The 24,736-nt window shown below is 67.3% G+C and carries 26 protein-coding genes; 22 read left to right on the top strand and 4 right to left on the bottom strand.

Going from position 1 to position 24,736, the window contains the following annotated elements; translation table 11 throughout:
* The first annotated feature begins 1 nt into the window (after position 1).
* The 6 genes from miaB to O5O43_RS14485 all read left to right on the top strand — a co-directional run bounded on the left by miaB (position 2) and on the right by O5O43_RS14485 (position 5,363).
* Positions 2 to 1,393 (top strand): tRNA (N6-isopentenyl adenosine(37)-C2)-methylthiotransferase MiaB, encoded by a 1,392-nt coding sequence (gene miaB / locus O5O43_RS14510; protein ID WP_271084607.1) that lies wholly within the window; start codon positions 2 to 4, stop codon positions 1,391 to 1,393.
* Entirely contained in the window at positions 1,383 to 2,372 is a 990-nt protein-coding gene (locus tag O5O43_RS14505) for a PhoH family protein (protein ID WP_271084606.1), read from the top strand. The genes miaB and O5O43_RS14505 overlap by 11 nt, the downstream gene beginning before the upstream one ends.
* The gene (gene ybeY / locus O5O43_RS14500) at positions 2,369 to 2,842 is read left to right on the top strand and encodes an rRNA maturation RNase YbeY (RefSeq protein WP_271084605.1); all 474 of its coding nucleotides are present in this window, start codon (positions 2,369 to 2,371) and stop codon (positions 2,840 to 2,842) included. Before O5O43_RS14505 ends, ybeY begins: the two co-directional genes overlap by 4 nt.
* On the top strand, positions 2,832 to 4,427 hold the full coding sequence (gene lnt, locus O5O43_RS14495) for an apolipoprotein N-acyltransferase (protein WP_271084604.1): 1,596 nt from the start codon (positions 2,832 to 2,834) through the stop codon (positions 4,425 to 4,427). The genes ybeY and lnt overlap by 11 nt, the downstream gene beginning before the upstream one ends.
* On the top strand, positions 4,424 to 4,861 hold the full coding sequence (locus O5O43_RS14490) for a helix-turn-helix transcriptional regulator (protein WP_271084603.1): 438 nt from the start codon (positions 4,424 to 4,426) through the stop codon (positions 4,859 to 4,861). The genes lnt and O5O43_RS14490 overlap by 4 nt, the downstream gene beginning before the upstream one ends.
* Before the next feature lie 88 nt (positions 4,862 to 4,949).
* Complete coding sequence (locus O5O43_RS14485; protein WP_271084602.1) at positions 4,950 to 5,363, top strand: helix-turn-helix domain-containing protein; 414 nt, start codon at positions 4,950 to 4,952, stop codon at positions 5,361 to 5,363.
* Positions 5,364 to 5,417: 54 nt separating this feature from the next.
* Here the strand turns inward: O5O43_RS14485 and O5O43_RS14480 are convergent, their stop codons facing one another.
* Positions 5,418 to 5,912 carry an S-type pyocin family protein gene (locus O5O43_RS14480; RefSeq protein WP_271084601.1) on the bottom strand — a complete coding sequence of 165 codons (495 nt, stop codon included), beginning with the start codon at positions 5,910 to 5,912 and terminating at the stop codon, positions 5,418 to 5,420.
* Between the two features lie 111 nt (positions 5,913 to 6,023).
* Here O5O43_RS14480 and coaBC point away from each other — a divergent pair, with 111 nt between their 5' ends.
* The 15 genes from coaBC (at position 6,024) to pnp (ending at position 21,400) form a co-directional block, all read left to right on the top strand.
* A complete protein-coding gene (coaBC, locus tag O5O43_RS14475) occupies positions 6,024 to 7,253 on the top strand; it encodes a bifunctional phosphopantothenoylcysteine decarboxylase/phosphopantothenate--cysteine ligase CoaBC (RefSeq protein ID WP_271084600.1) in 1,230 nt (409 codons plus the stop codon).
* Positions 7,254 to 7,262: 9 nt separating this feature from the next.
* A complete protein-coding gene (dut, locus tag O5O43_RS14470) occupies positions 7,263 to 7,712 on the top strand; it encodes a dUTP diphosphatase (RefSeq protein ID WP_271084599.1) in 450 nt (149 codons plus the stop codon).
* A gap of 83 nt (positions 7,713 to 7,795) precedes the next feature.
* On the top strand, positions 7,796 to 8,164 hold the full coding sequence (locus O5O43_RS14465) for a hypothetical protein (RefSeq protein ID WP_271084598.1): 369 nt from the start codon (positions 7,796 to 7,798) through the stop codon (positions 8,162 to 8,164).
* Between the two features lie 156 nt (positions 8,165 to 8,320).
* Positions 8,321 to 8,917 carry a ribosome maturation factor RimP gene (rimP, locus tag O5O43_RS14460; RefSeq protein WP_271084597.1) on the top strand — a complete coding sequence of 199 codons (597 nt, stop codon included), beginning with the start codon at positions 8,321 to 8,323 and terminating at the stop codon, positions 8,915 to 8,917.
* Positions 8,917 to 10,659, top strand: a complete 1,743-nt coding sequence (gene nusA / locus O5O43_RS14455) for a transcription termination factor NusA (RefSeq protein WP_271084596.1) — start codon at positions 8,917 to 8,919, stop codon at positions 10,657 to 10,659. The genes rimP and nusA overlap by 1 nt, the downstream gene beginning before the upstream one ends.
* 15 nt (positions 10,660 to 10,674) lie before the next feature.
* Complete coding sequence (locus tag O5O43_RS14450; RefSeq protein ID WP_271084595.1) at positions 10,675 to 11,355, top strand: RNA-binding protein; 681 nt, start codon at positions 10,675 to 10,677, stop codon at positions 11,353 to 11,355.
* A gap of 131 nt (positions 11,356 to 11,486) precedes the next feature.
* A complete protein-coding gene (gene infB / locus O5O43_RS14445) occupies positions 11,487 to 14,513 on the top strand; it encodes a translation initiation factor IF-2 (protein ID WP_271084594.1) in 3,027 nt (1,008 codons plus the stop codon).
* A 136-nt stretch (positions 14,514 to 14,649) separates the two neighbouring features.
* Positions 14,650 to 15,147, top strand: coding sequence for a hypothetical protein (locus O5O43_RS14440; protein WP_271084593.1), 498 nt, complete (start codon positions 14,650 to 14,652; stop codon positions 15,145 to 15,147).
* Positions 15,147 to 15,839 carry a DUF2459 domain-containing protein gene (locus O5O43_RS14435; RefSeq protein WP_271084592.1) on the top strand — a complete coding sequence of 231 codons (693 nt, stop codon included), beginning with the start codon at positions 15,147 to 15,149 and terminating at the stop codon, positions 15,837 to 15,839. Before O5O43_RS14440 ends, O5O43_RS14435 begins: the two co-directional genes overlap by 1 nt.
* Positions 15,840 to 15,843: 4 nt before the next feature.
* Positions 15,844 to 16,593 (top strand): hypothetical protein, encoded by a 750-nt coding sequence (locus O5O43_RS14430; RefSeq protein WP_271084591.1) that lies wholly within the window; start codon positions 15,844 to 15,846, stop codon positions 16,591 to 16,593.
* A gap of 90 nt (positions 16,594 to 16,683) precedes the next feature.
* Positions 16,684 to 17,139, top strand: a complete 456-nt coding sequence (gene rbfA, locus O5O43_RS14425) for a 30S ribosome-binding factor RbfA (RefSeq protein WP_271084590.1) — start codon at positions 16,684 to 16,686, stop codon at positions 17,137 to 17,139.
* A 16-nt stretch (positions 17,140 to 17,155) separates the two neighbouring features.
* Positions 17,156 to 17,650, top strand: a complete 495-nt coding sequence (locus O5O43_RS14420) for a hypothetical protein (RefSeq protein WP_271084589.1) — start codon at positions 17,156 to 17,158, stop codon at positions 17,648 to 17,650.
* Positions 17,650 to 18,582: a tRNA pseudouridine(55) synthase TruB gene (truB, locus tag O5O43_RS14415; RefSeq protein ID WP_271084588.1), complete on the top strand. Its 933-nt coding sequence runs from the start codon at positions 17,650 to 17,652 to the stop codon at positions 18,580 to 18,582. The genes O5O43_RS14420 and truB overlap by 1 nt, the downstream gene beginning before the upstream one ends.
* 12 nt (positions 18,583 to 18,594) lie before the next feature.
* On the top strand, positions 18,595 to 18,864 hold the full coding sequence (gene rpsO / locus O5O43_RS14410) for a 30S ribosomal protein S15 (protein WP_271084587.1): 270 nt from the start codon (positions 18,595 to 18,597) through the stop codon (positions 18,862 to 18,864).
* A 301-nt stretch (positions 18,865 to 19,165) separates the two neighbouring features.
* The gene (pnp, locus tag O5O43_RS14405; protein ID WP_271084586.1) at positions 19,166 to 21,400 is read left to right on the top strand and encodes a polyribonucleotide nucleotidyltransferase; all 2,235 of its coding nucleotides are present in this window, start codon (positions 19,166 to 19,168) and stop codon (positions 21,398 to 21,400) included.
* Between the two features lie 69 nt (positions 21,401 to 21,469).
* On the opposite strand, the gene O5O43_RS14400 is transcribed toward pnp, so the two are convergent.
* From O5O43_RS14400 to rph, 3 genes are all read right to left on the bottom strand, one after another.
* A complete protein-coding gene (locus tag O5O43_RS14400) occupies positions 21,470 to 22,090 on the bottom strand; it encodes a YcxB family protein (protein ID WP_271084585.1) in 621 nt (206 codons plus the stop codon).
* Positions 22,078 to 22,470 carry a hypothetical protein gene (locus O5O43_RS14395; RefSeq protein WP_271084584.1) on the bottom strand — a complete coding sequence of 131 codons (393 nt, stop codon included), beginning with the start codon at positions 22,468 to 22,470 and terminating at the stop codon, positions 22,078 to 22,080. Before O5O43_RS14395 ends, O5O43_RS14400 begins: the two co-directional genes overlap by 13 nt.
* Before the next feature lie 300 nt (positions 22,471 to 22,770).
* A complete protein-coding gene (gene rph / locus O5O43_RS14390; RefSeq protein ID WP_271084583.1) occupies positions 22,771 to 23,505 on the bottom strand; it encodes a ribonuclease PH in 735 nt (244 codons plus the stop codon).
* A gap of 84 nt (positions 23,506 to 23,589) precedes the next feature.
* Between rph and hrcA the strand changes: the two genes are divergently transcribed.
* Positions 23,590 to 24,666: a heat-inducible transcriptional repressor HrcA gene (gene hrcA / locus O5O43_RS14385; protein ID WP_271084582.1), complete on the top strand. Its 1,077-nt coding sequence runs from the start codon at positions 23,590 to 23,592 to the stop codon at positions 24,664 to 24,666.
* Positions 24,667 to 24,736: the final 70 nt, after the last annotated feature.

The raw sequence follows: 24,736 nt of genomic DNA, 5'->3' as shown, positions 1-24,736 counted from the left end.
CATGTCCGACACCCTGACCCGGCCCGAGGTCGAGACCGCTGCTGTCCCCGAAGGGGCCAAGCGGCTGTTCATCAAAACCTACGGCTGCCAGATGAACGTCTATGACAGTGAGCGCATGGCCGACGTCCTGCGCCCACTGGGATACGCCACGACCGACAGCCCCGAAGGCGCCGACTTCGTCATTCTGAACACCTGCCACATCCGCGAGAAGGCGGGCGAGAAGATCTATTCCGAGCTGGGCAAAATCCGGCAGATGCGCGAGCGCAAGCTGGAGCGGGGCGAGGGCGGCATGACCATCGCGGTCGCCGGTTGCGTCGCCCAGGCCGAGGGCGAAGAGATCATGCTGCGGGCCCCGGCGGTCGACATCGTCGTCGGCCCCCAGGCCTATCACCAGCTGCCCGAGCTTCTGACACGCACCGCCCGGTCGCGGGGCGAGCGGATCGGCGCCGACTTCGCCCCCAACGAAAAGTTCGACGCCATGCCGGCCGTGCGCGGGGTCAAGGGCTACACCGCATTCCTCACCGTGCAGGAGGGGTGCGACAAATTCTGCAGCTTCTGCGTCGTCCCCTATACCCGCGGCGCCGAATGGTCGCGGCCGGTCGAGGGCGTCTTGGCCGAGGCGCGCGGTCTGGCGGACCAAGGGGTACGCGAGGTCACCCTGCTGGGTCAGAACGTCAACGCCTATGACGGGGAGGGGCCGGATCGGACGGTCTGGACCCTGGCCAGACTGGCGCGGGCCCTGGCCGAAATCCCGGGGCTGGACCGCATCCGCTATACGACCAGCCACGCCAATGACATGTCCGACGACCTGATCGCGGCCCATGCCGAGCTGGACGCGCTCATGCCCTACTTGCACCTGCCGGTGCAGGCCGGGTCGGACCGAGTCCTGCGGCTGATGAACCGCAAGCATGGGCGTCAGAAATACATCGACCTCATCGGCCGCATCCGCGAGGCGCGACCCGACCTGGCCCTGGCCGGCGACATGATCGTCGGCTTCCCCGGAGAGACCGATCGCGAGTTCGAGGACACGCTCGATCTGGTGCGGCAGGTCAACTACGCGTCCTGTTTCTCCTTCATGTATTCGCCGCGCCCGGGCACGCCCGCCGCCGCCATGCCCGGTCAGGTCCCGGCCGAGGTGATGAAGGCGCGGCTGAAGGTCTTGCAGAACCTGCTGCTCGAACAGCAGCTCGCCTTCAACCAGGCGCAGGCGGGCAAAACTCTGAACATCCTGCTCGAGAAGAAGGGCCGCCATGCGAGGCAGGCCATTGGGCGCTCCCCCTATCTCCAATCCGTGCATGTCGACGGCGCGGATCATCTGCTCGGCCAGATCGTTCCGGTCAGGATCGAACAGGGCAACCAGAACAGTCTGAAAGGCAGCCTGATTGGCGCGTGAAAGTGAATTCCTGGCGTTGGACGACGACGCCCTCAGGGCCGTCATCGGGCCGAACAGTCGCCACGTCGCCCTGATCGAGGACGCCTTCAAGGTGCTGATCGAGGCGCCAGGCGGCGGTGTCTCGATCAACGGCGGCGCCCGCGACCGGGCCAACGCGAAACAGGTGATCGAGGGGCTCGCCGCCCGCGTCGAGAAGGGGGCGGAGGTCAACGAGGCCGATGTGCGCGCCGGCATTGGCTCGGCCCGCACCGGGGTGATCGGCGGCGGAAGGCGGGTCGATCCCATGGCCCTCCCCATCGGTAAGCGAGGCGCCATCGTGCCCAAGACCGACGCCCAGGCGCGGTATCTGGATACCCTGGCCAACCACGAGCTTAGCTTTGGCGTGGGACCTGCGGGAACGGGTAAGACCTTCCTCGCGGCGGCGTATGGGGCGTCGCTGCTGCGACGCGGACAGGTGGACCGGCTGGTCATCACTCGTCCTGCGGTCGAGGCGGGCGAGAAGCTGGGCTTTCTGCCCGGTGATCTGAACGAGAAGGTCGACCCCTACCTGGCCCCGATCTGGGAGGCGCTGAACGACATCCTCGGCGCCGAGGACGTCCAGCGGCGCCGCGACAAGGGGGAGATCGAGGCGGCGCCCATCGCCTTCATGCGCGGCCGGACCCTGAGCCATGCCTTCGTCATCGTCGACGAGGCGCAGAACACGTCGCGGCTGCAGATGAAGATGGTTCTGACCCGACTTGGGGAGGGCGCCCGGATGGTGGTCACTGGCGACCCGTCGCAGATCGACCTGCTGAACCCGAGGGACTCCGGTCTCGCCCACGCCCTGCGCATCCTCCGCGATGTGAAGGGCGTAGGAGTGCTGGAGTTCGAGGCCCAGGACGTGGTGCGTCACGCCATGGTCGAGCGGATCGTCCGCGCCTATGACGCCGATGCGGCGGCCGGGCGGCCCGCCCCCGATCTGGAAGATCCGGCCGCATGATCCCCAGGTCACTGATCGAAGTCGAGATTGAGGCCGAAGACTGGACCGACGCCATCGAGGACGTCGAGGCGGTGGTCGAAAGGGCGGCCGTGGCGGCCCTGGGGTCGCAGGCGGGCGGGGTCGTCATCCTGCTGACCGACGACGAGACGGTGCGCGATCTGAACGACCGGTTCCGGGGGAAGGACAGGCCGACCAATGTCCTGTCCTTCCCTGCGGCGGAGATGCCGGGCGCGGGGCCTCAGCCTCTCGGCGACATCGTGCTGGCCTATGGGGTCTGCGCCGCCGAGGCGGTCGAGCAGTCCAAGACTCTGACCAACCACCTGACCCATCTCGTGGTGCACGGCGTGCTGCACCTGCTGGGCCGCGATCACGAAGACGACGCCGAGGCCGAGGCGATGGAGGGAGAGGAGCGGGGCATCCTTGCCAGCCTGGGCGTGTCGGACCCATACATGCTCCCGCATGACGGCTGAGCTTCTCCGGAAATCGAGCGACGCGTTGAACGGGGCGGTCAGCGGGCGCTGGACCCGCATCGGTCTGGCCCTGTTCGCAGGTGTCGCGACGGCCCTGGCCCATCCGCCGTTCGGCATCCTGCCAGGACTGCTGGGCTATCCGCTTCTGATGCTGCTGGCCGAGCGGTCGCAGTCAATGCGCGGCGCTTTCTGGATGGGGTGGCTGGCCGGCTTCGGCTATTTCGGCGCGGGTTGCTGGTGGGTGGCCGAGGCGTTTCTGGTCAATCCGGATCAGGCCTGGATGGCGCCTTTCGCGGCTAGTCTGTTGCCCGCCGGCATCGGCCTGTTCTGGGGCGCGGCCATGGCCCTGTATCGCCGGTTCGCGCCGCTCGGTCTGGTTCGAGTTATTGTCTTTGCAGCCTGTTTCGCCCTGCTTGAGTGGCTGCGTGGCCATGTGCTGACGGGCTTCCCGTGGAATCCGGCCGGGGCAAGCTGGGCTGCCGGTTCGGCGGGGTCGCAGTTCGCCTCGGTCGTCGGGGTCTATGGTCTGGGCTTCGTCACCGTCGCGGCGACGGCTTCGTTCGGAGGACTGTTCGGTGACGGAACCCGCAGGGCTCGCGTCGGCACGGCCCTGGCTGGGGTCGGGGTTCTGGCCGCGCTGGTGATCGGCGGGACGATCCGGCTCAGCGGCGCCGAGGTGCGCGACACCGACACCTTGATCCGGATCGTCCAGGCGGACATCGCCCAGGAATCCAAGTGGACACCGGAAGCCTACCAGTCGATCATCAATCGCTACGTCGCCCTGACCGGGCAGCTCGGCGCGGCCCAACCGGACGTGATCGTCTGGCCCGAGGGCGCCTTGCCCGCCAGCTTCAACGACGTGTTCGCTCCCGCGTCGCCCGACGGTCCGGCCATCGCCAATGCGGTCCAGCCTGGGCAGACCCTGCTGATGGGGCTGGCGCGCGGCGAGGCGGTGCCGGACGGGCGGGCGCGTTACTACAACAGCCTGTTCTCGCTTGCCGACGAGGGCCCGGCGGGTCTTCGGGTTACGGCCATCTACGACAAATACCGCCTGGTGCCGTTCGGTGAGTTCCTGCCGTTGGGCGATCTCATGGGGGCCATGGGAGTCCGCAGCCTCGTGCATATGCCCGCCGACTTCAGCCCCGGGCCGCGCCCAGCCCCGATCGACCTGCCCAATGCGCCGAGGGTGCAGCCGCTGATCTGTTACGAGAGCCTGTATCCGGGGTTCACACCGGGCGGGGCAGGGCGTCCGGAGTGGATCGTCAATGTCTCCAATGACGCCTGGTTCGGGGCCACTTCAGGGCCGATCCAGCACCTGAACCTCGCCAGCTATCGCGCCATCGAGACGGGCCTGCCGGTGGTCAGGGCCACGCCGACGGGCGTTTCGGCCATGATCGATCCGTGGGGTCGGGTGGTCGAGGGCGCTCGCCTCGACCCGGGCGAGAGCGGGGTGATCGATATGCTGCTGCCCCGACCGGTGGCGGTGACGCCCTATGGCCGTTTTGGCGATTTGTTCTTCTGGCTGATGGTGCTGGGTGGCTTGGCCCTGGCGGCGTGGACGTCAGTAAGGAAGCGTTGGTCATGACGAAGGATTCTGTCGAGGCCGAAGAAGCCAGAGACCGGCCCAAGACACGGCATATCGACGTGCTTCTCGGTCAGCGTGTCCGCCTCGTTCGCGACGCCAAACCCGTATCTCGCGAAGACATGGCGGACTACCTCGGGGTCTCCGTAGCCACGATCCAGCGATATGAAAACGGCAGTCAACGGATAGCGGCGGCGCGGCTTTGGCAGATTTGTCGGCGACTCGACGTGAAACTGGCTCACCTGTTCGCCGGCTTGCCTCACCAAGTCATGACGGACGGTGGCGTGGCCGAGGAACGTCGATCGACATTTGATCGCGAGGACGGCCGAGCGAAGACTTTGGTTCTTCTGGCCAAGGCGGTGGGCAAACTACCGGCGGATCGGCTCGAAATCGCCGTTCCAGTCGTGAAGGCTTTGAAGCCAAATCGGAAGCGGTAGCGTAATTCCTATTTCCCAGAAATCAGATGACAGCTTGACCGGACGGGCGCATGGGCTTTCCGGTCGCAATCTAGGACTAAAACAAGAAATGGGTAGAGGTGTCGGCGAGGACGGGCCCCATCCGGTGGACCGCCATGTGGGCAGACGGGTGTGCGAAAAGCGCATCAGCCTGGGCTACAATCAAAGCGATCTCGGTCGCGCACTGGGCCTGACCTTCCAGCAGATCCAGAAGTACGAGAAGGGCGCCAACCGCATCTCGGCCTCCAAGCTCTGGGACATCGCCCGCTTCTTCAAGGTCGATGTCGGATACTTCTTCCAGGGCCTCGGCGCTCAGCCAGGGATGGCGGAAGGCGAGGCCGGCGCCGCGACCTTCGACCACGAGTTTCCGTCGACCCGCTACACCATCGAGATTGCCCGTCTGGCGCCCCAACTTTCCAGCCGTCAGCAGAAACTGGCGCTTGACATGATCCGGGAAATGACCGGCAAGCCGGAAGAGGGCTGAAGCGTCTTCAAGAGCTACCGCTCGTCTCGCTGCTTGAACGCGGCTTTCCGTCGCTCAGTTCTCTGACCGCCTCCGGCCGAAGGTTGGGGCGGCGGCCTTTTGCGCGGCCCAATAGGCGGGGCCTTCATCCGGCTTGAACATGGTGCGGGGCGTGCCGTCGCGAGCCACCACGGCAAAGGTGTTGGTTGACGCCTGGTAGAGCAGGGTGTCGCCGTTGGGGCGGGACGCCGTCTCCGTGCCCGAAGGCGGGCGGCTGGTGAATGCAGTGACCTTCTGCAGGAAATCTTCGGCCGAGCGCGCGTCGAAGTCGGCGCCGTTGCGCTCGTAGAGGCGCTGGACCTTCTCATCGACGGTCTCGCGACGGTTGGCCGTCACCACTGTTTTCGGTTGCGTCTCGGCCGGACTTGCGGCGACGGCAGTCGTCGAAGTCAGGGCCACCGGGGCCGTATCGGCTGCTCGGTCGCGGGTCTCTACCGCCGAATCCCCATTGCCGCACGCCGTAAGGAACAGGGCCGCCACCATGGCCCCCGCCGTCATCCAGATCCGCATCACACCCTCCAAGTGAAACCCGCGAAAGCGACTTAGCCACAGGTTGTTTGTTCGTACAATGTTCTTTTTCGCTCGCTCGACGCACGGCGCGGGTCCGGCTAGACCGACCGAATGTCCAGCGCGACCCTGATGAACCGGAAGATCCTGCTGATCGTCGGCGGCGGCATCGCGGCCTACAAGGCGTTGGAACTCGTGAGGCTGCTGAAGAAGGCGGGCTGCGAGGTGCAGGCGATCCTCACCCAGAGCGGAGCCGAGTTCGTGACGCCCCTGTCGTTGGCGGCCCTGACCGGCAATCCGGTGCGGATGGGGCTGTTCCATCCCGACGAAGAGACGGCCATGGGGCATATCGAGCTGTCTCGCTGGGCCGATCTGGTGGTCGTGGCGCCGGCGACGGCGGGGCTGATCGCCAAGGCGGCGAACGGATTGGCTGACGATTTGGCGTCGACGACCCTACTGGCTACGGACAAGAAGACGCTGCTGGCCCCGGCGATGAACGTGCGGATGTGGCTGCATCCGGCGGTGCAGGCGAACGTGGAGCGGCTGAAGGGGTTCGACGGGTTCCACGGCATGGCGGTGGTCGGGCCCGACGAGGGCGAGATGGCGTGCGGCGAGTTCGGGCCCGGCCGGATGGCGGAGCCGGCGGCGATCCTTGAGGCGATCGAGGGGCTGCTGGCCGGACCGGATGGGCGCGCGCTGGCGGGGCGGAAGGCCGTGGTCACGGCGGGACCGACCTTCGAGCCGATCGACCCGGTGCGGGGCCTGACCAATCGCTCGAGCGGGAAACAGGGCTATGCGATCGCGGCGGCCCTGGCCGCGCGGGGGGCCGAGGTGACGCTGGTGTCGGGGCCGACGGATCTGGCGCTTCCGATGGGGGTGACCCGGATCGACGTCGAGACGGCGATGGAGATGAAGGCGGCGACGGAAGGCGCTCTCCCGGCGGACATCGCGGTGCTGTCGGCGGCGGTGGCCGACTGGCGCGTGGATACGGTCGCGGGCGGCAAGATCAAGAAGGCGCCGGGCGGGCCGCCGACGCTGGCCCTGATCGAGAACCCGGACATCCTGGCGGGGATCGCCAAGCCGGGACCGAAACGGCCGAAGCTGGTGATCGGCTTCGCGGCCGAGACGACCGATCTAGAGGCCAATGCCCGGTCGAAGCTGTCGAGGAAGGGCTGCGACTGGATCGTCGGCAACGACGTCTCGGGTCATGTGTTCGGGGCGGACGGCAATACGGTGCTGCTGGTCACCAAGGACGGCTCCGACCCTTGGCCGCGTCTGTCCAAGACCGAGGTGGCCGCGCGACTGGCCGACCGGATCGCCGATTATTTCTCCTCCATGGCCTGAGAGTTTCCCTTGAGCACCCTTCGCATCCTGCGTCTGCCCCATTCCGAGGGTCTGGCCTTGCCGGCCTATGAGACCGCCGGCTCGGCCGGGATGGACCTGAGGGCGGCGGTGCCGGAGGATGCGCCGATGACCCTGGAGCCGGGTCAGCGCGCCCTGGTGCCGACGGGTCTGAAGATCGCCCTGGAGCAGGGATGGGAGGCGCAGATCCGGCCGCGCTCGGGCCTGGCCCTCAAGCACGGGATCAGTGCACCGAACACGCCCGGCACCATCGACAGCGACTATCGCGGCGAGGTCGGGGTCATCCTGATCAACCTGGGACAGGAGCCGTTCGTCGTCAGACGGGGCGAGCGGATCGCCCAGATGGTCATCGCCGCCGTGGCCCAGGCGACGGTGGTCGAGGTCGACGATCTGGACGAGACGGCGCGCGGCGCGGGCGGCTTCGGGTCGACCGGGCGATAGGGAAGCATCCAATTCCCGCAGACCGGCGTTAACCCTGCCGACGGCCAAGCTGGGCCGCTGACAGTCAACACCGGAGGCGTGTGATGGAAGAGTTCTTCGCCCAGCTGGGCAATCTGCTGCAGGGGCTGTTCGCCCTGGCGGACAGTGGCTTCGATGGGGTCAATCAGGTGATCGGCCTGATCATCGCGGCGGTCTTCGGCCTGTTCCTGGTCGGATCGTGGCGCGGGCTGTGGTCGGGCGCGCTCGGCGCGGTCCTGGTCCACACCATCGTCGAGGTGCTGCGGCCGATGCTGGACGGCGGCGCCTTCGCCCTGCCGCCGCTGACGGACTCGAGCTTCTGGATGACCCGGTTCGCCCTGTTTCTGGGCTATGCCATCGTCATCGCCGTCTTCTACTTCATCAAGACCCTGCTGGGCGGTGGCCGCCACCATCACCGAGTGCACGCCCACTGATCTGCGAAAGGGCGGTCGGAAAGCGTCGGCCCTTTTGTTTTGCGCGAGAGGGGTCTATATGCCCCCTCACATCGTTAGACCGGCGTCCAACGGCGTCGTTCAAAGCGGCGGCCGTCGGGGCCGACCGCTTTTATTTTTGCCCGGATACCAACCCGCTTGCGCGCCAAGACCGTCGAAGACCGGCAGATCCTGGAGCTGATCGATCCCATCGCGGAATCGATCGGTCTGGAGATCGTGCGCGTGCGCCTGATGGGCGGGACGCTGCGTCGCCGGCTTCAGGTCATGGCCGAGCGTCCGTCGGATAACGACATCGACGTCGGCGAATGCGCCCGTCTGAGCCGCGCCATGTCCGAGGTTCTGGACGTCGCCGATCCGATCGCAGGCGAATATCTGCTGGAAGTCTCGTCGCCCGGCATCGACCGGCCGCTGACCCGGCTGAAGGATTTCGACCTGTTCGAGGGTCTGGAGGCGCGTCTGGAGACCGACCGGATGGTCGAGGGCCGCAAACGCTTCAAGGGTATCGTCGCCGGCGTCGACGGCGAGAACATCGCCATCGACCTGGACGGCGAGGACGACACCGCCCTGATCCCGTTCGACTGGCTGGTGGACGCCAAGCTGGTCATGAACGACGCCCTTCTGAAGCGCGGGGCCGCGATCCGCGCCGCGCGGGGCGAACCCGAAGACGACGGCCTGCCGGAAGGTGCGCCGGAAGACAAAAACAACACCACCAAGACTTCTGAGGACGACGCCTGATGGCCGTGACCGGTATTTCCGCCAATCGCCTGGAACTCCTCCAGATCGCCAATGCGGTCGCCCAGGAAAAGAACATCGACCGCGAGATCGTGATCGAAGCCCTGGAAGAAGCCATCCAGAAGGGCGCCAAGTCGCGCTACGGCGCCCATCACGACATCCGCGCCCGGATCGACCCGAAGACGGGCGAACTGGCCCTGACCCGTCACGTCACCATCGTCGAGGACGACTGGATGCCGGAAGACGAGCTGGAGGAATTCAACGACTCGGCCATGGTTCGCCTGACCGACGCCTCCAAGCGCGATCCGGAAGCCGTGGTCGGCAAGGAATATGTCGAGGACCTGCCGCCGTTCGAGTTCGGCCGCGTCCAGACGCAGATGGCCCGTCAGGTCATCACCGGAAAGGTCCGCGAGGCCGAGCGCGCCAACCAGTACGAAGAGTTCAAGGACCGCGTCGGCGAGATCGTCAACGGCACCGTCAAGCGCGTCGAATACGGCAACACCATCGTCGATCTGGGCAGGGGCGAAGGCATCATGCGCCGCGACCAGTCGATCCCGCGCGAGGTGTTCAACATCGGCGACCGGATCCGCACCTACATCTATGACGTCCGTCCGGAGGCCAAGGGCCCGCAGATCATGCTGTCCAGAGCCCACCCGGGCTTCATGGCCAAGCTGTTCGCCCAGGAAGTGCCCGAGGTCTACGACGGCGTGATCGAAATCCGCGCCGCCGCCCGCGACGCCGGTTCGCGCGCCAAGATGGCCGTCCTGTCGAACGACAGCTCCATCGATCCCGTCGGCGCCTGCGTCGGCATGCGCGGCTCGCGCGTCCAGGCGGTCGTGGCCGAGCTGCAGGGCGAGAAGATCGACATCATCCAGTGGAACCCGGATGAGCCGACCTTCATCGTCAACGCCCTGGCCCCGGCCGAAGTCTCCAAGGTCGTGCTCGACGAAGAAGCCGACCGCGTGGAAGTGGTCGTGCCTGACGAGCAGCTGTCGCTGGCCATCGGCCGTCGCGGCCAGAACGTCCGTCTCGCCTCCCAGCTGACCGGCTGGCAGATCGACATCATTACCGAGTCGCAGGATTCGGAGCGCCGCCAGCGCGAGTTCACCGAACGCACCCAGCTGTTCCAGGAAGCCCTGGACGTGGACGAGGTCATCGCCCAACTGCTGGTCACCGAAGGCTTCGCCACGGTGGAAGACCTGGCCTTCGTGGAATCCTACGAAGTCGCCGAGATCGAAGGCTTCGACGAGGACACCGCCGAGGAACTGCAGGCCCGCGCCCGCGACTACCTCGAGAAACAGGCCGCCATCCTGGACGCCAAACGCGTCGAGCTGGGCGTGCTGGACGAAGTCCTGTCGGTTCCGGGCGTGACCCTGCCGATCGCCGTCGCCCTGGGCGAGGGCGGCGTGAAGACGGTCGAGGATCTGGCCGATCTGGCCACCGACGAGATCCGTGGCGGCTACGAGATGAAGAACGGCGAGCGGACGAAGGTCGCCGGCGTGCTGGAAGCCTTCAACCTGGCCCAGGAAGACGCCGAACTGCTGATCCTGCAGGCCCGTGTCGCCGCCGGCTGGATCGACGCCTCGGAACTGCCGCAGCCCGAGCCGGAATACGAGGAAGAGTACGCCGAGGGTGAATACGACCCCGAGGCCGTGTTCGACGCGCCGGAAGCCGAAGACGCCGCCCCCCAAGACGCTGATGACGCCGAGGTCGAAGACGACCTCGAGCCGACCCAAGACGCGTGATGGAAACCGCCGTCCATGAGCCTTCGCGACGCGACGATCGATAGAGAGCGCCGGGACCTGGTCACCCACCAGGCCATGGATGAATCTCGACTGATCCGTTTCGTCGCCGGGCCGGACGGCATGGTGGCCCCGGACCTGGGCAGGAAACTGCCGGGGCGGGGAATGTGGGTGGAGGCGTCGCGCGCCTCCGTCGACGCGGCCGTGAAGAAGAATCTGTTCTCACGCTCGGCCAAGACCCAGCTGAAACCGTCGGCGGACCTCGCCGACACGGTCGAAACCTTGCTTGTCCGGCGTTGTCTGGACCAGCTGGGTCTTGCCCGGCGCGAAGGCGTGCTTATCTCGGGCTTCGAGAAATCCGCCGCGGCGATCCGCTCGGGCAAGGCCGCCTGGCTGATCGAGGCCTCGGACGGGGCCGCCGACGGACGCGGAAAACTCGTCGCCCTGGCCCGACATCAGACGACCAAGGTCTGCGGCGCGTTCAGCGCGGATGATTTGAGTTTGGCCCTCGGGCTGGAAAATGCGATACACGCCGTCTTGCTGCATGGCGGCAGAGCCGATCGCTGGACCATCGAGGTCGAACGACTGGCGGGATTTCGATCGCTTCGGCCTGCGGCCTGGGACCTGGATCATCCAGGCGCCGGCGGCGGGAAGGGGTCGGACGAGGACCCGAAGGACGAGCCTGAACGGGCGGATTGACGGGCGGGGTCAGGCCTCTTTCGAGGGGCGGACGCCGCACGGCTTTTTGCGTTTCAAAGGCTTTTGGGCGTGACGAGACGATTTTTGACTGAGACGCGGCGGACTTCTCCGCCCACGAGTAAAGCGACCGGATGAGCGACGAGAACGACAAGACCAACGACGGCCAACAGCCTCAGGCCCCCACTGGAACCCCGTCGACGACGGGACCGCGGGCGCCGCTGAGCCTGAAGCCGCGCGCCGTGGGATCGGTTTCGACCGGCACCGTGCGCCAGAGCTTCAGCCATGGCCGCACCAAGACGGTGGTCGTCGAGACCAAGCGTCGTCCGGGGGCTCCGGCAGGCGGCGGCCACCAGCGTCCGCAGGGCTTCGACGTGGCCAGGCCTCGTCAGGATGGGTCGCGTCCCGAAGCCGGCGCGCCCCAAGCGTCGGCTCCGCGCCCGCAGGTCTCGCAGCCCGCCGGCGGTCGCCTGTCCAACGAGGAGCAGGAAGCCCGTCGCCGCGCCATCGAGATGGCGACCCAAGCCCAGGCCGAGCGCGCCGCCGCCCAAGCCGCCGAACAGGCGCGCCGCGACGCCGCCGCACGTGACGCCGCCGCTGCGACCGCCGCCGCCGCCAGCGCCGCCCAGGCCGAGGCGGCCGCCGCCCGCGCCGCCGCCGAGGCCGCCCGCGCTGAAGCCGCCAAGCTCGCCGCCGCTGCGCCTGCGCCCGCGCCGGCCAAGCCCGCCGCCCGGGCGCCGGCCGCCCCGACCCCGGCGCCCGCCGCTCCGGTCGCCGCCGCGCCCGAGCCGGTCCCGGCGCCCACGCCTGTTCCGGTTCGCCCGGCGCCGCCCGCCCGCCCGGTCGTCAACTTCGGCCAGCGCGTGCCCAAGGCGCCGAACCCGGCGCGCGCCCCGATAGACCGTCCCGCTTTCGGCGGTCGTTCGGCCCGTGAAGAGGCCATGGGCGGCGGGGAGAAATCCTATACCGATCGTCCGACCCCGTCGGCGCGTCCTTCGGCCCCGGCCCGTCCGGCCGAGCCGGTCCGCTATTCTGCCCTGACGCCGCGTCCGGCGCCCGGTGCGACCCGCCCCGGCGGCGCCCGCACGGGTCCCGGCGGTCGTCCGGCCCCGAACGCGCCTCCGGCCGAGCCGAACGTCCTGCGTCCCGCCCGCGCACCCGGCACGGGCTTCGCCCGCCCCGGCAAGCCGGAGGACGATCGCGACAAGCGTTTCTCGGACGCCGGCAAGGCGGTCAGCCGCACGCGCGGCGAGCCCAAGCGGCGAGAGGGGCGTCTGACCATTCAGTCCGTGGCCGGCGACGGCGACACGGCCGAGCGGATGCGTTCGCTGGCCTCGGTCCGTCGCGCTCGCGAGCGTGAAAAGGAAAAGCGCAAGGGCGGCTCGACCGACGCGCCGAACCGTCCGCGCGAGGTCGTCATTCCCGACGTCATCACCGTGGGCGAACTGGCCAATCGTATGGCCGTGCGCGGCGTCGACATCGTCAAATTCCTGATGCGTCAGGGCATGATGGTGAAGATCACCGACGTGATCGACACCGACACCGCCGAACTGGTGGCCGACGAATACGGCATGACCGTCAAGCGCGTGTCTGAGTCCGACGTCGAAGAGGGCTTCCTGTCCGACGCGATCGACGACGACGCGACCACGCCGCGCGCGCCGGTCGTGGCCATCATGGGCCACGTCGACCATGGCAAGACCTCATTGCTGGACGCGCTGCGCACCACCGACGTGGCGGCTGGCGAGGCCGGCGGCATCACCCAGCACATCGGCGCCTATCAGGTGAAGACGCCGTCTGGCCAAGCTGTGACCTTCCTCGACACCCCGGGCCACGCGGCGTTCAGCGCCATGCGGACCCGCGGCGCCAACGTCACCGACATCGTCATCCTGGTGGTGGCGGCCGACGACGGCGTCATGCCTCAGACGATCGAGAGCATCCAGCACGCCAAGGCGGCCGGCGCGCCGATCATCGTGGCCGTCAACAAGATCGACAAGCCGGACGCCGATCCGCAGAAGGTCGTCAACGAGCTGCTGCAATACGAAATCATCGGCGAAGCCCTGGGCGGCGACACCCAGATCGTCGAGGTCTCGGCCAAGGCGCGCACCAACCTGGACGGCTTGATCGAGGCCATTCTGCTGCAGGCCGAGGTCATGGACCTGAAGGCCGATCCGGATCGCTCTGCGGAAGGCGTGGTCATCGAGGCCAAGCTGGACAAGGGCCGAGGCCCGGTCGCCACCGTCCTGGTCAAGCGCGGCACCCTGAAGCGCGGCGATATCGTCGTGGCCGGCTCCGCCTGGGGCAAGGTCCGCGCCCTGCTGGACGAACGCAACGCCCAGCTGACCGAGGCCGGCCCGTCGGTTCCGGTCGAGATCCTGGGTCTGGACGAGGCGCCGTCGCCCGGCGAACCGCTGGCCGTGGTGGATTCCGAGGCCCGCGCCCGCGAGCTGACCGAGTACCGCGCCCGCGTGAAGCGCGAGAAGGCCACCGGCGGCATCAACCAGGTCAGCCTGGTCGACATGATGTCCAAGCTGGGTTCCAAGAAGATCTCGGAACTGCCGGTCGTCATCAAATCGGACGTTCAGGGCTCGAGCGAGGCCATCCAGGGCTCGCTCGAGAAGATGGGCAACGAGGAAGTTCGCGCCCGCGTCGTCTATTCCGGCGCTGGCGGCATCACCGAGAGCGACGTCCAGTTGGCCAAGTCGGCCGGGGCCCCGATCCTGGGCTTCAACGTCCGTGCGTCGAAACAGGCGCGCGACCTGGCCGACCGCGAAGGCGTCGAGATCCGCTACTACTCGATCATCTACGATCTTCTGGACGACATGAAGGGCGTGCTCTCGGGCATGCTGGCTCCGCTGCAACGGGAAACATTCCTGGGCAACGCGGCCGTGCTTCAGGTCTTCGACATCTCCAAGACCGGCAAGATCGCCGGCTGCCGGGTGTCCGAGGGCGTGGTCCGCAAGGGCGCGAAGGTCCGGATCATCCGCGACGACATCGTGGTGCTGGAACTGGGTACGCTACAGACCCTCAAGCGCTTCAAGGACGAGGTCAACGAGGTCCCGTCGGGCCAGGAGTGCGGCATGCATTTCCAGGGCTTCCAGGATATCAAGGTCGGCGACTACATCGAGTGCTTCACCGTCGAAGAGGTCAAGCGGTCTCTCTAACGGCTCGATACCGCTCGACGCGCGGCGTCTCGCTGCTTGAGCGCAAGAAACTGGATTGGGGGCGGTTGAGAGGCCGCCCCTTTTTCGTGTGCAGACGACGCCTCCCTTCCGCCGCAACTCGCGGTACAGTCGGGCCATGCTTCACCGTAGCCTCGTCGCCCTGACGCTGATCGCCGTGGCCACCCCGACCCTGGCCGACACCCGCTATCTGGCCTTCGACCCGTCCGACCGGGTGACCCGCGCCCTGACTCGCGGCATCACCCTGGAAATTGAGCGTGGCCTGTTCGGGGCCGTCAGCGTGCGGCGGATTATTTCGACCACGGCTAGGGGATCGGCGACGATCTCCCGCGGCGGACCGGATGAGGCGCGCCGCGCCCTGCCGGACGGCGCGAACGAGGCCTCGGTCTACTCCATCCCGCAGGAGGGCGACGGTCGCGGTCTGGCCCGCGCCCTGTGCCCTGGCGCGGAGGCGACCTTCCTCGTGCTCGGCCGGGTTCGGGCCGGGCGGCCCATCGTCATCCACGGAACCGGTCGCTGGTCCGACGGGACCTATCGCCACTGTGTGACCCTGTCCTACAATTACCGGGGCGAATGGGCCCTGCCTCACCGCGCGCCGGTCGCCGAGGCCGGCTGATGCGGACGGTGAGGGCGTTCCTTCTGGCGGGCTTGCTGGGACTGATCGTCGCCCTGTGGACCTGGACCCGACCGGCCGATCCGGCCCTGTCACGGGTCGAGAACGGCGGGATCGCCGTCCATGTGCTCAACAATGGATTCCATACCGACATCGCCGTCCCGCGCGCGGCGCTGGAGGCCGGGGGGGGACCTCTGGCCGAGGCGTCACGGTCGGTCGGGACCGGGGACTGGATCCTGATCGGCTGGGGCGATGCGAAATTCTTCGTCGACCAGTCGCCGATGGAGGGTCGGATTCCCGATGGACTGCGCGCCTTCTTCCGCCCCGGCAACGCTTCGGTCGTGATGCTGGACCCGCAGACCGGCGATCCGGCGCGGCGGTTCGATGCGGGCAGTCGTCGCACCCTGATCCTGTCGCCCGAGGCGTTCGCCGGATTGCGCGGCCGGGTGGAGGACTCGCTGACCCTGACGCAAGGCCGCCCCCGCCTGTCCAAGGCTCGGGACGGCGACGGCGCCCATTTCTTCGCCAGCCGCGAGCACTTCTGGATCGGATATCTGTGCAACAGCTGGACCGCGCGGGTGTTGAATGCGGCGGGACTGCCTGTCCGCCCGCTGCGCTCGGTGACCGCCGGAGAGGTCATCGCCGCCGTGGATCGCTCGGGACGTGCCCCGCTCTCGTCCGCCGGAGCCCGATAGAGCCATGATCCGCGCCCGCCTTCTCGCCCCTCTCGCGATCAGCGCCCTCGCCTTGCTGGCGGCCTGCCAGCAACCGGCCGAACAGGCCGAGACGCCGAATGCAGCTTCAGCCGCCTCCGCCCAAGCCGGGGCCGCCGCCGCTCCGAGCGAGGCCGCCGCCTTCCAAGCCGCCTGGGGCTCCGCCCCGCCGGTGCTCTACCGGACGCCCGACGCCGGCGCCGACGAGGCGATAACCTATTCCAGGGCGACCCTCGTGCCGCTCGGCGGCGAACGGTTCGCCCTGGTGTCGGAAGGTCAAGGCGGCGACGGCCACGTCTCGGCCGGGGCCTTGGCGATCCACTATCTGACCCGGACGCCCGCAGGTTTTACCCGAACGGGCGCCTGGCCGAACATCGTCGACGGCGGCAGTTTCGGCAGTCCGCCGCAATGGTTGATCCGCACGGACCTGACCCCGGCCCCGGCCCTGGTCACCGAAGTCGGCGGGACGTGGCAGGGCTATTCCTGTTCCTGGTCCGATGTGGTCGAACTGACGCCCGAGCGTCCGATCCTCCGCACCGACGGCATCCCTGTCGCCTATGACGACAGCGGGGCCAAGGAGGACGGGGCCGCGGACATGGAGGGCGCCCTGATGCCCGACATCAAGGGCCAGAGCTTCAGCGTCCGCTACAGCGGCGACCGCACGGCCCTGGTTCGCTATGCGCTGCGGGGTCAGAGGTATGAGGCGACGACCTCGCCGGATCTTCTGACCTGCTGAATTGGACAGGTGGGCCAGAGGGGACTAGACCGCCCGACTTTCACCTTCGAGCCGGGTCCGAACCCCGGCGGGTGAACAGGGAGACCCCCCATGGGCAAGCAACACACCCGTAACGCGTCAGGCCCGGTCGGCCCCTCGCAACGTCAGCTCCGCGCCGGCGAACTGATCCGCCACGCCCTGGTCGAGGTGCTGCGCGAGGAGGAAATCCACGACGAGGCGCTGAAGGGGGTGTCGATCACCCTGACCGAGGTGCGTCTGTCGCCTGACCTGAAGCACGCGACCTGTTTCGTGGAACCGCTGGGCGCCGGCGTCGATACGGCCGACACGGCGGGGCATGAGGCCGAGATCATCAAGGCGCTGAACGTCCACGCCAAGTTCCTGCGCGGCCAGCTGGGTCGCCACATCGACATGAAGTTCACGCCGGACCTGCGTTTCCGCCACGACGAGAGCTTCGACGCCGCCAGCCGCATCGACGCCCTGTTCGACGACCCGCGCGTGCGGGCCGACCTGGAACGCCGCGAAGACGACGGTTCAGATGAGGACTAAGTCTGTTGCGGCCATCGTGGCGGCCTTCGCCAGCGTCACGCTCGGTGGTTGCGAGCATCTGCTGAAGAAAAATCCGAACTGGTCGGATCAGGTCGCGGCCAGCTCCGATGGTTGGATCTTTCAGCCAGGCCGCCACATCCTGGCGAATGGCGGCATCATGGAGATGCGATCTGACGGCTTGTCCTTCAGCCAGCCTTTCCGAAGCATTGAGGTCGAAGCGGTCGATCCTCAGCCGGCCGTTCCGGGACCCGACAGTCGAGAGTTTTCGGGCGGCAAGACCTATCGTATCGTTGATTTCGACTGTGACGCCGACTGGTCGTCATGTGAGCCGTTGAAGGCTTCCACAGTACTCACCGTGACACCGGTAGGGATCGTCCGGACGGCTTTGATCGGCGCTCCCGGATATCGATCCGTCGGCGGCCGCCAGTTCGACCTCGTTTTCGTGTCGATCAGTGGAGGAGGCGTAGGATACTCCGCCAGTCTCGAGCGCCAGAGCATGGAAAGCCACTGATGGGCCGTCGCAAGAAGGGCCAGCCGGTCCACGGCTGGGTGTGCCTGGACAAGCCGTTCGAGATGGGATCGACCGAGGCGGTCACGAAGATCCGTCGCCTGTTCGACGCCCAGAAGGCGGGACATGCGGGGACGCTGGATCCGCTGGCGTCGGGCATCCTGCCCATCGCTCTGGGCGAGGCGACCAAGACCGTGCCCTTCATGATGGAGGCGCAGAAGGTCTATCGCTTCACCGTCAACTGGGGCGTCTCGACCGACAGCGTCGATCGCGAGGGCGAGATCATCGGTCGATCCGACGTGCGGCCGTCGCTGGAGGCTGTGAAGGCGGCCCTGCCCAACTTCGTCGGCGACATCCAGCAGACACCGCCCCGTTTCTCCGCAATCAAGGTGGACGGCCAGCGCGCCTACGACCTGGCCCGCGATGGCGCCGAGTTCGAGCTGGAAAGCCGCCCGGTGACCATCCACGAGGCCGAGGTCACCGAAGCGCCCGACGCCGACCACGTCGAACTGACCATCCGCACCGGCAAGGGCGTCTATGTCCGCTCGCTGGCGCGCGATCTGGCGGCGATGCTGGGCGCCGAGGGGCATGTCTCGGCCCTCCGTCGCGAGCGGGTGGGGCCGTTTTCGGTGGAGAACGCCGTCACACTGGATTTCCTGACCGATCTGGTGCATAGGGACGCCGCCTTTGAAGGCCTGCTGCCTGTAGCGACCGCCCTGGACGACATCCCGGAGCTGGCCATTACGGACCAGGACGCCTTCTCGCTTCGTCAGGGACGACCGATCGTTCTGCTCCCCCGACAGGTCGAGACGCTGAAGGGCCGTCTTCGCGACGGCTCCCGCACCGTTTCCGCCTTCCAGGGACGGACCCTCGTCGCTCTCGGTCAGTTGCGGGCCGGCCGGCTAGAACCCGACCGCGTATTTAACCTCCAATGAGGAGAACACCCGATGTCGATCACTGCTGAACGCAAGAACGAAGTCATCACCGAGAACGCCCGGTCCGCCGGCGACACCGGTTCGGCCGAGGTCCAGGTCGCGATCCTGTCGGAACGCATCGCCAACCTCACCGAGCACTTCAAGACGCACAAGAAGGACAACCACTCGCGCCGCGGCCTGCTCAAGATGGTCTCTCAGCGTCGTCGCCTTCTGGATCACCTGAACAAGGTCGATAAGGAGCGTTACACCGCCCTGATCACCAAGCTGGGCCTGCGCCGCTAAGCGCATCCCAACCGACGGTTTCGAGGCGCGGGCCATGTCCGCGCCTCTTTCCGTACCTACTGGCCTTCCCGCTTGAGTGGATCCCGGTCAAGCGCCCGGGGAGGCCAGCAAAAAAGAAGACCGGCGCGCCGCCGGAATGAAGATGGCGCATACGCGAGGGCTCGATAGCGGTCCTCAGCACTCCGGATCGTTCGCCATGGGGCGGCCGGTCCATGGATCGAAGGACTGAACGCCCGACGCATCCGCACCCACTGATGGGACCCCGGCCGGAATACGCCGCCCGGGATACGAAAGACGAAACATGTTCGATATCAAACGCAAGACGATCGACTGGGCCGGCCGCCCGCTGACCCTGGAGACGGGCCGCATCGCCCGCCAGGCCGACGGCGCCGTCCTGGCCACCTATGGCGAGACCGTGGTTCTGGCCACCGTCGTCTACGGCCGCGCGCCCAAGCCGGGCCTGGATTTCTTCCCGCTGACCGTCAACTACCAGGAAAAGACCTTCGCCGCCGGCAAGATTCCGGGCGGCTACTTCAAGCGTGAAGGCCGTCCGACCGAGAAGGAGACCCTGGTCTCGCGTCTGATCGACCGTCCGATCCGCCCGCTGTTCGTCAAGGGCTTCAAGAACGAGACCCAGGTCGTCGTCACCGTCCTGCAGCACGATCTGGAAAACGATCCGGACGTCCTGGCCATGGTCGCCACCTCGGCCGCCCTGACCATCTCCGGCGTGCCCTTCATGGGGCCGATCGCGGCCGCCCGCGTCGGCTACATCGACGGTGAGCTGGTCCTGAATCCGACCATCGACCAACTGCCGGATTCGCAGCTGGACCTGGTCGTCGCCGGCACCGCCGACGCCCTGATGATGGTGGAATCGGAAGCCAAGGAACTGTCGGAAGAGACCTTCCTGGACGCCCTGATGTTCGCCCAGCGCGGCATGCAGCCGGTGATCGAGGCGATCATCGAACTGGCCGAGCACGCCGCCAAGGAGCCCTTCGACTTCCAGGCCGAAGACCACTCCGACGTCGTCACCGCGATCCAGAACCTGGTCGGCGACGACATCAAGGCCGCCTACACCCACACCGCTAAGCACGACCGTCACAACGCCGTCGGCGCCGCCAAGAAGAAGGCCGCCGAGGCCCTGGTGAAGACCGAGGAGAACCCCGAGGGCGTCGAAAGCGCCAAGTTCTCGACCGCCTTCAAGGAGTGCGAAGCCCACGTGCTGCGTCGCGACATCATCGACAACGGCCATCGCGTCGACGGCCGCGCCCTGGACAAGGTCCGTGACATCGTCTCGGAAGTCGGCGTCTTCCCGCGCACCCACGGTTCGGCCCTGTTCACCCGGGGCGAGACCCAGGCCATCGTGGTCGCCACCCTGGGCACCGGCGAGGACGAGCAGTACATCGACGCCCTGACCGGGACGTACAAGGAGAAGTTCCTCCTGCACTACAACTTCCCTCCGTACTCGGTCGGCGAGACCGGTCGTATGGGCGGCGCGGGGCGTCGTGAAATCGGTCACGGCAAGCTGGCCTGGCGGGCCATCCGTCCGATGCTGCCGTCGGCGGAAGACTTCCCCTACACGATCCGCCTGGTGTCGGAGATCACCGAGTCCAACGGCTCGTCCTCGATGGCCACGGTCTGCGGTTCGTCGCTGGCCCTGATGGACGCGGGCGTGCCCCTGAAGAAGCCCGTCTCGGGCATCGCCATGGGCCTGATCCTGGAGCCGTCGGGCGAGTTCGCCATCCTGTCGGACATCCTGGGTGACGAAGACCACCTGGGCGACATGGACTTCAAGGTCGCCGGCACGCGTGACGGCATCACCTCGCTGCAGATGGACATCAAGGTCGCCGGCATCACCGAGGAGATCATGAAGAAGGCCATCGCCCAGGCTTCGGCCGGTCGCCTTCACATCCTCGACGAGATGGACAAGGCCATCGACGGCGCCCGCACCGAACTCGGTGAGTTCGCGCCGAAGATCGAGTCCATTAAGGTCCCGGTCGACAAGATCCGCGACATCATCGGCACCGGCGGCAAGATCATCCGCGAGATCGTCGAAAAGACCGGCGCCAAGATCAACATCGAGGACGACGGCACGGTGAAGATCGCCGCCTCGGAACAAGACAAGATCGACGCCGCCAAGAACTGGATCTCGTCGATCGTGTCCGAGCCCGAGCCCGGCATGATCTACTCCGGCAAGGTCGTGAAGGTCGTCGACTTCGGCGCCTTCGTGAATTTCTTCGGCGCCAAGGACGGTCTGGTCCACGTGTCGCAGATCTCGCTGGAGCGCGTCGCCAACCCGGCCGACGTCCTGAGCGAAGGGCAAGAGGTCAAGGTCAAGTTCCTGGGCTTCGACGATCGCGGCAAGACCAAGCTGTCGATGAAGGTCGTCGATCAGACCACGGGTGAAGACCTGACGGACAAGATCAACGCCGAGCGCGCCGAACGCGGTGAAGCTCCGCTGACGGAAGACACCGGCGGCGGCGGCAAGAAGCGTGAAGGCGGCGGCGGTGACCGCGGTCGTCGCCCCCGTCGTGACTAAGCGCCGCGACTAGGCGTCCGCGATATCGTCGAATGAAGGAGGCCTCGCTGGAAACGGCGGGGCCTTTTTCTATGCGCCGTAGCGTTCGCGGACGCCGTCGCGGATCAGGTCCCAGGAAGGGAGAAGATCGGCGGGCGTATCGCCGATCAGGCCCCGGTCTCGGGCGCGGTCGATAAGTTCTCGCAAATCGGCCTGCTGGGCCTTTGACAGCAGGCGGCGGGGGAGGATCATCACGTTCGTCTCCGACAGGCAGAAGACGAAGGCGCGGGGTTGGTCCAGGACGTGGACGAAGGCGGTCCAGGGCACGGCGGTGTCGACGAAGGGCCCGGTCTGGCGGACCTCGGTCTCGTCGAGGCGCCAGTCGAGCGCCTGACCGCCGAACCGGGTATCGGTGAAGCGTCGTTGGCCCCGCATGCTCCAGAAGGCCCAGAGACGCCACAGGCCCGCGACCAGGGCGAGCAAGACCACGAGCAGCACCGCGCCGATCCAGATCGGTCGCATCGGGACGTGCAACAGCTGGATCACCGCGCCGGCCGCAAACGGCACGCCGATCAGAACCCATTTCGGGGCCATCAGATTGATCGGCGTTTCGGATCGATCAAAAGCCGCCTCATCCGGCCCTAGGAGGACCCCCGGAACGGCGACGACGATCTCGTGCGTCGCCGCGTCGGTCTCGGTCAGGCGGCGCACTCGGCGGGCTTGGTCTCGCCGGGGCCATACTGGCCGCAGGCGCGATCGATTTCGTCCTGGATCAGGGCGCAGGCGTTGTCCGGGTTGCACGGCGGGTGGGTGGCCGGGCTGACCATGGTGCAGCGTTCGGCCAGACGGGTCGCGGCGGCCGCCCCGATGGAGCCGGTGCAGGTGCGTTTGGCGTCGCCCAGTTGCTCACCTTCGGGAGCGGCTTCTTCTTCCTGGGGCGGGGCGTCCTCAGGCATGACCGGGGTCTGGTCGGCGGACGGAGCGGCGTCGGCGGCCTTCTCGGCGGCGGGCGTCGTCTCGGGCGAGCCGCAAGCGGCCAGCGACAAGGCCATCAGGCCGAGAAGGGCGAGGGTAGCGGGAACACGGACCATGGTGGCGTCTCCGGGCGATCTGAAGCCCGCACGATGACGCTGTTCTGTATTGGTGGAAAGTCGTCCGGTTCGCCATGACGCGAAACACCGTGACGAAAGGTGACGAAACGGACCAAACCGCTACCGGTCCTCAGGAAATCAATGGGTTGGCGTTTCGGCCCAATCCCTGCCGATGAAGGGCGGGTGACATAAGGGACGAAACGCGCGCCAGATTTTCAAAGACCGGACCCCGAGGTGGGGGCCCGCGATCTCATCCGCAAGAGGCAAGCAGGAATAAATTCTTATCTGCCGACGCACAGGTCAGCGCTGGTCGGCGAGCGCCTCATCCACCGCAGCCTTCTGCAGGGCGAACAGCTGATTGCAGCCGGCCTCGGCGAGCTCGAACAGGCGGTCGAATTCAGGGCGCGAGAAGCCGCGCTTCTCGCCAGTGGCTTGGATTTCGACGATGGTCCCCGAGCCGGTCAGGACGAAGTTGCCGTCGGCCTCGGCATTGGAATCCTCTTCGTAGTCGAGGTCGGCGACCGGGACGTCGTTAAAGATGCCGCAGGAGATGGCCGCGACCTGATCCAGGATCGGGTTTTCCTTCAGCACGCCCTCGGCGCGCAGATAGCCCAGCGCCGACGCCATCGCGACCCAGGCGCCGGTGATCGAGGCGGTGCGGGTGCCGCCGTCCGCCTGGATCACGTCGCAGTCGATCAGGACCTGACGTTCGCCCAGCGCCTTCAGGTCGACGACGGCGCGAAGCGAGCGGCCGATCAGACGCTGGATTTCCTGGGTCCGACCCGACTGTTTGCCGGCGGCGGCCTCGCGGCGGCCGCGCGTGTGGGTGGCGCGCGGGAGCATGCCGTATTCGGCCGTGACCCAGCCCTGGCCGGTGTTGCGCATCCACCCGGGCACCTTTTCCTCGATCGAAGCGGTGACCAGGACCTTGGTGTGGCCGAACGACACCAGGCAGGAGCCCTCGGCATAGCGATTGACGCCGGTCTCCAGCGTCACGGTGCGGATCTGGTCGGGGGTGCGTTCGGAGGGGCGCATGAGAAGGACCTTGCAGACATTGGCGTATCGAGCCGGGCTGCTTATCCTGAATGGGTGAGCCTGTATCCCCCAAACCCTCTGACCATGCCCCACTACGCCGGGCTGACGGCCCTGGACCAGCGCGCCCGCGACATATTCAGGAGCGTGGTCGAGACCTATCTGGAGACCGGAGAGCCGGTGGGTTCGCGGACGGTGTCGAGGGGCGGGGTGCATCTGTCGCCAGCCTCGATCCGCAACACCATGCAGGACCTGACGCTGGCGGGCCTCCTGGCCGCGCCTCACACCTCGGCGGGGCGGATTCCCACACACGCCGGCCTGCGCCTGTTTGTCGACGGCCTGCTGGAGATCGGCGACGTCGGCCAGGAAGAGCGGCGCGAGATCGATGCGCGGTTGGCCGCCAATCCTTCAAAGTATGGGGGGCGCGGCTTCGATGAGGCGCTGAACGAGGCCTCGGCCCTGCTGTCGGGACTGGCGGGGGGGGCGGGCATCGTCGCAAGTCCGGTCAGGGACGCGGGCGTGAAGCATGTGGAATTCGTGGCCCTCGGCTCGGGTCAGGCCCTGGCGGTGCTGGTCGCCGACGACGGAACGGTCGAGAACCGGCTGATGCCCTTGGCGGCGGGAGTCACGCCGTCGATCCTGCAGGAGGCGTCGAACTTCCTGAACGCCCGTCTGAAGGGACGGCTGCTGTCGGAGGCCCGTCAGGAGATGGGGGCGGAACTGGCCGCCGCGCGGACTGAGCTGGATGCGGCGGCGGCAAGGCTGGTCGAGGACGGTCTGGCCGCCTGGTCGGGCGGGGCGGATCGGGAGCGCTCGCTGATCGTCAGGGGTCGGGCCAACCTGCTGAACGAGGCCGGCGCGGCCGAGGATCTGGAGCGGGTGCGGGTGCTGTTCGACGATCTGGAGCAGAAGGAACAGCTGATCGGCCTGCTGGACGGGGTCAACGCGGCCCAGGGGGTGCGCATCTTTATCGGGGCCGAGACGCGTCTGTTTTCGCTTTCGGGTTCCGCTGTCGTCGCGGCGCCCTATATGACGGGCCGCCAAAAGGTTCTGGGCGCCATCGGCGTCATCGGACCCGCACGACTGAACTACGCTCGCATCATTCCGTTGGTGGACTACACCGCCCGGGTGCTGGGGCGAATCCTGGACGGACAAGACACGTGACCGATACCCAAGACCCCAACTACGAAGCCCAGGACGAGGCCGAGCTGAACGCCGAGCACGGGCTGGATCC

Origin of the sequence: Brevundimonas sp. NIBR11, from assembly GCF_027912535.1 — a bacterium.
In the GTDB taxonomy this organism is placed as follows: domain Bacteria; phylum Pseudomonadota; class Alphaproteobacteria; order Caulobacterales; family Caulobacteraceae; genus Brevundimonas.
The sequence above is the reverse complement of the archived record's forward strand: the minus strand, read 5'-3'. Positions and strand labels throughout refer to the sequence as shown.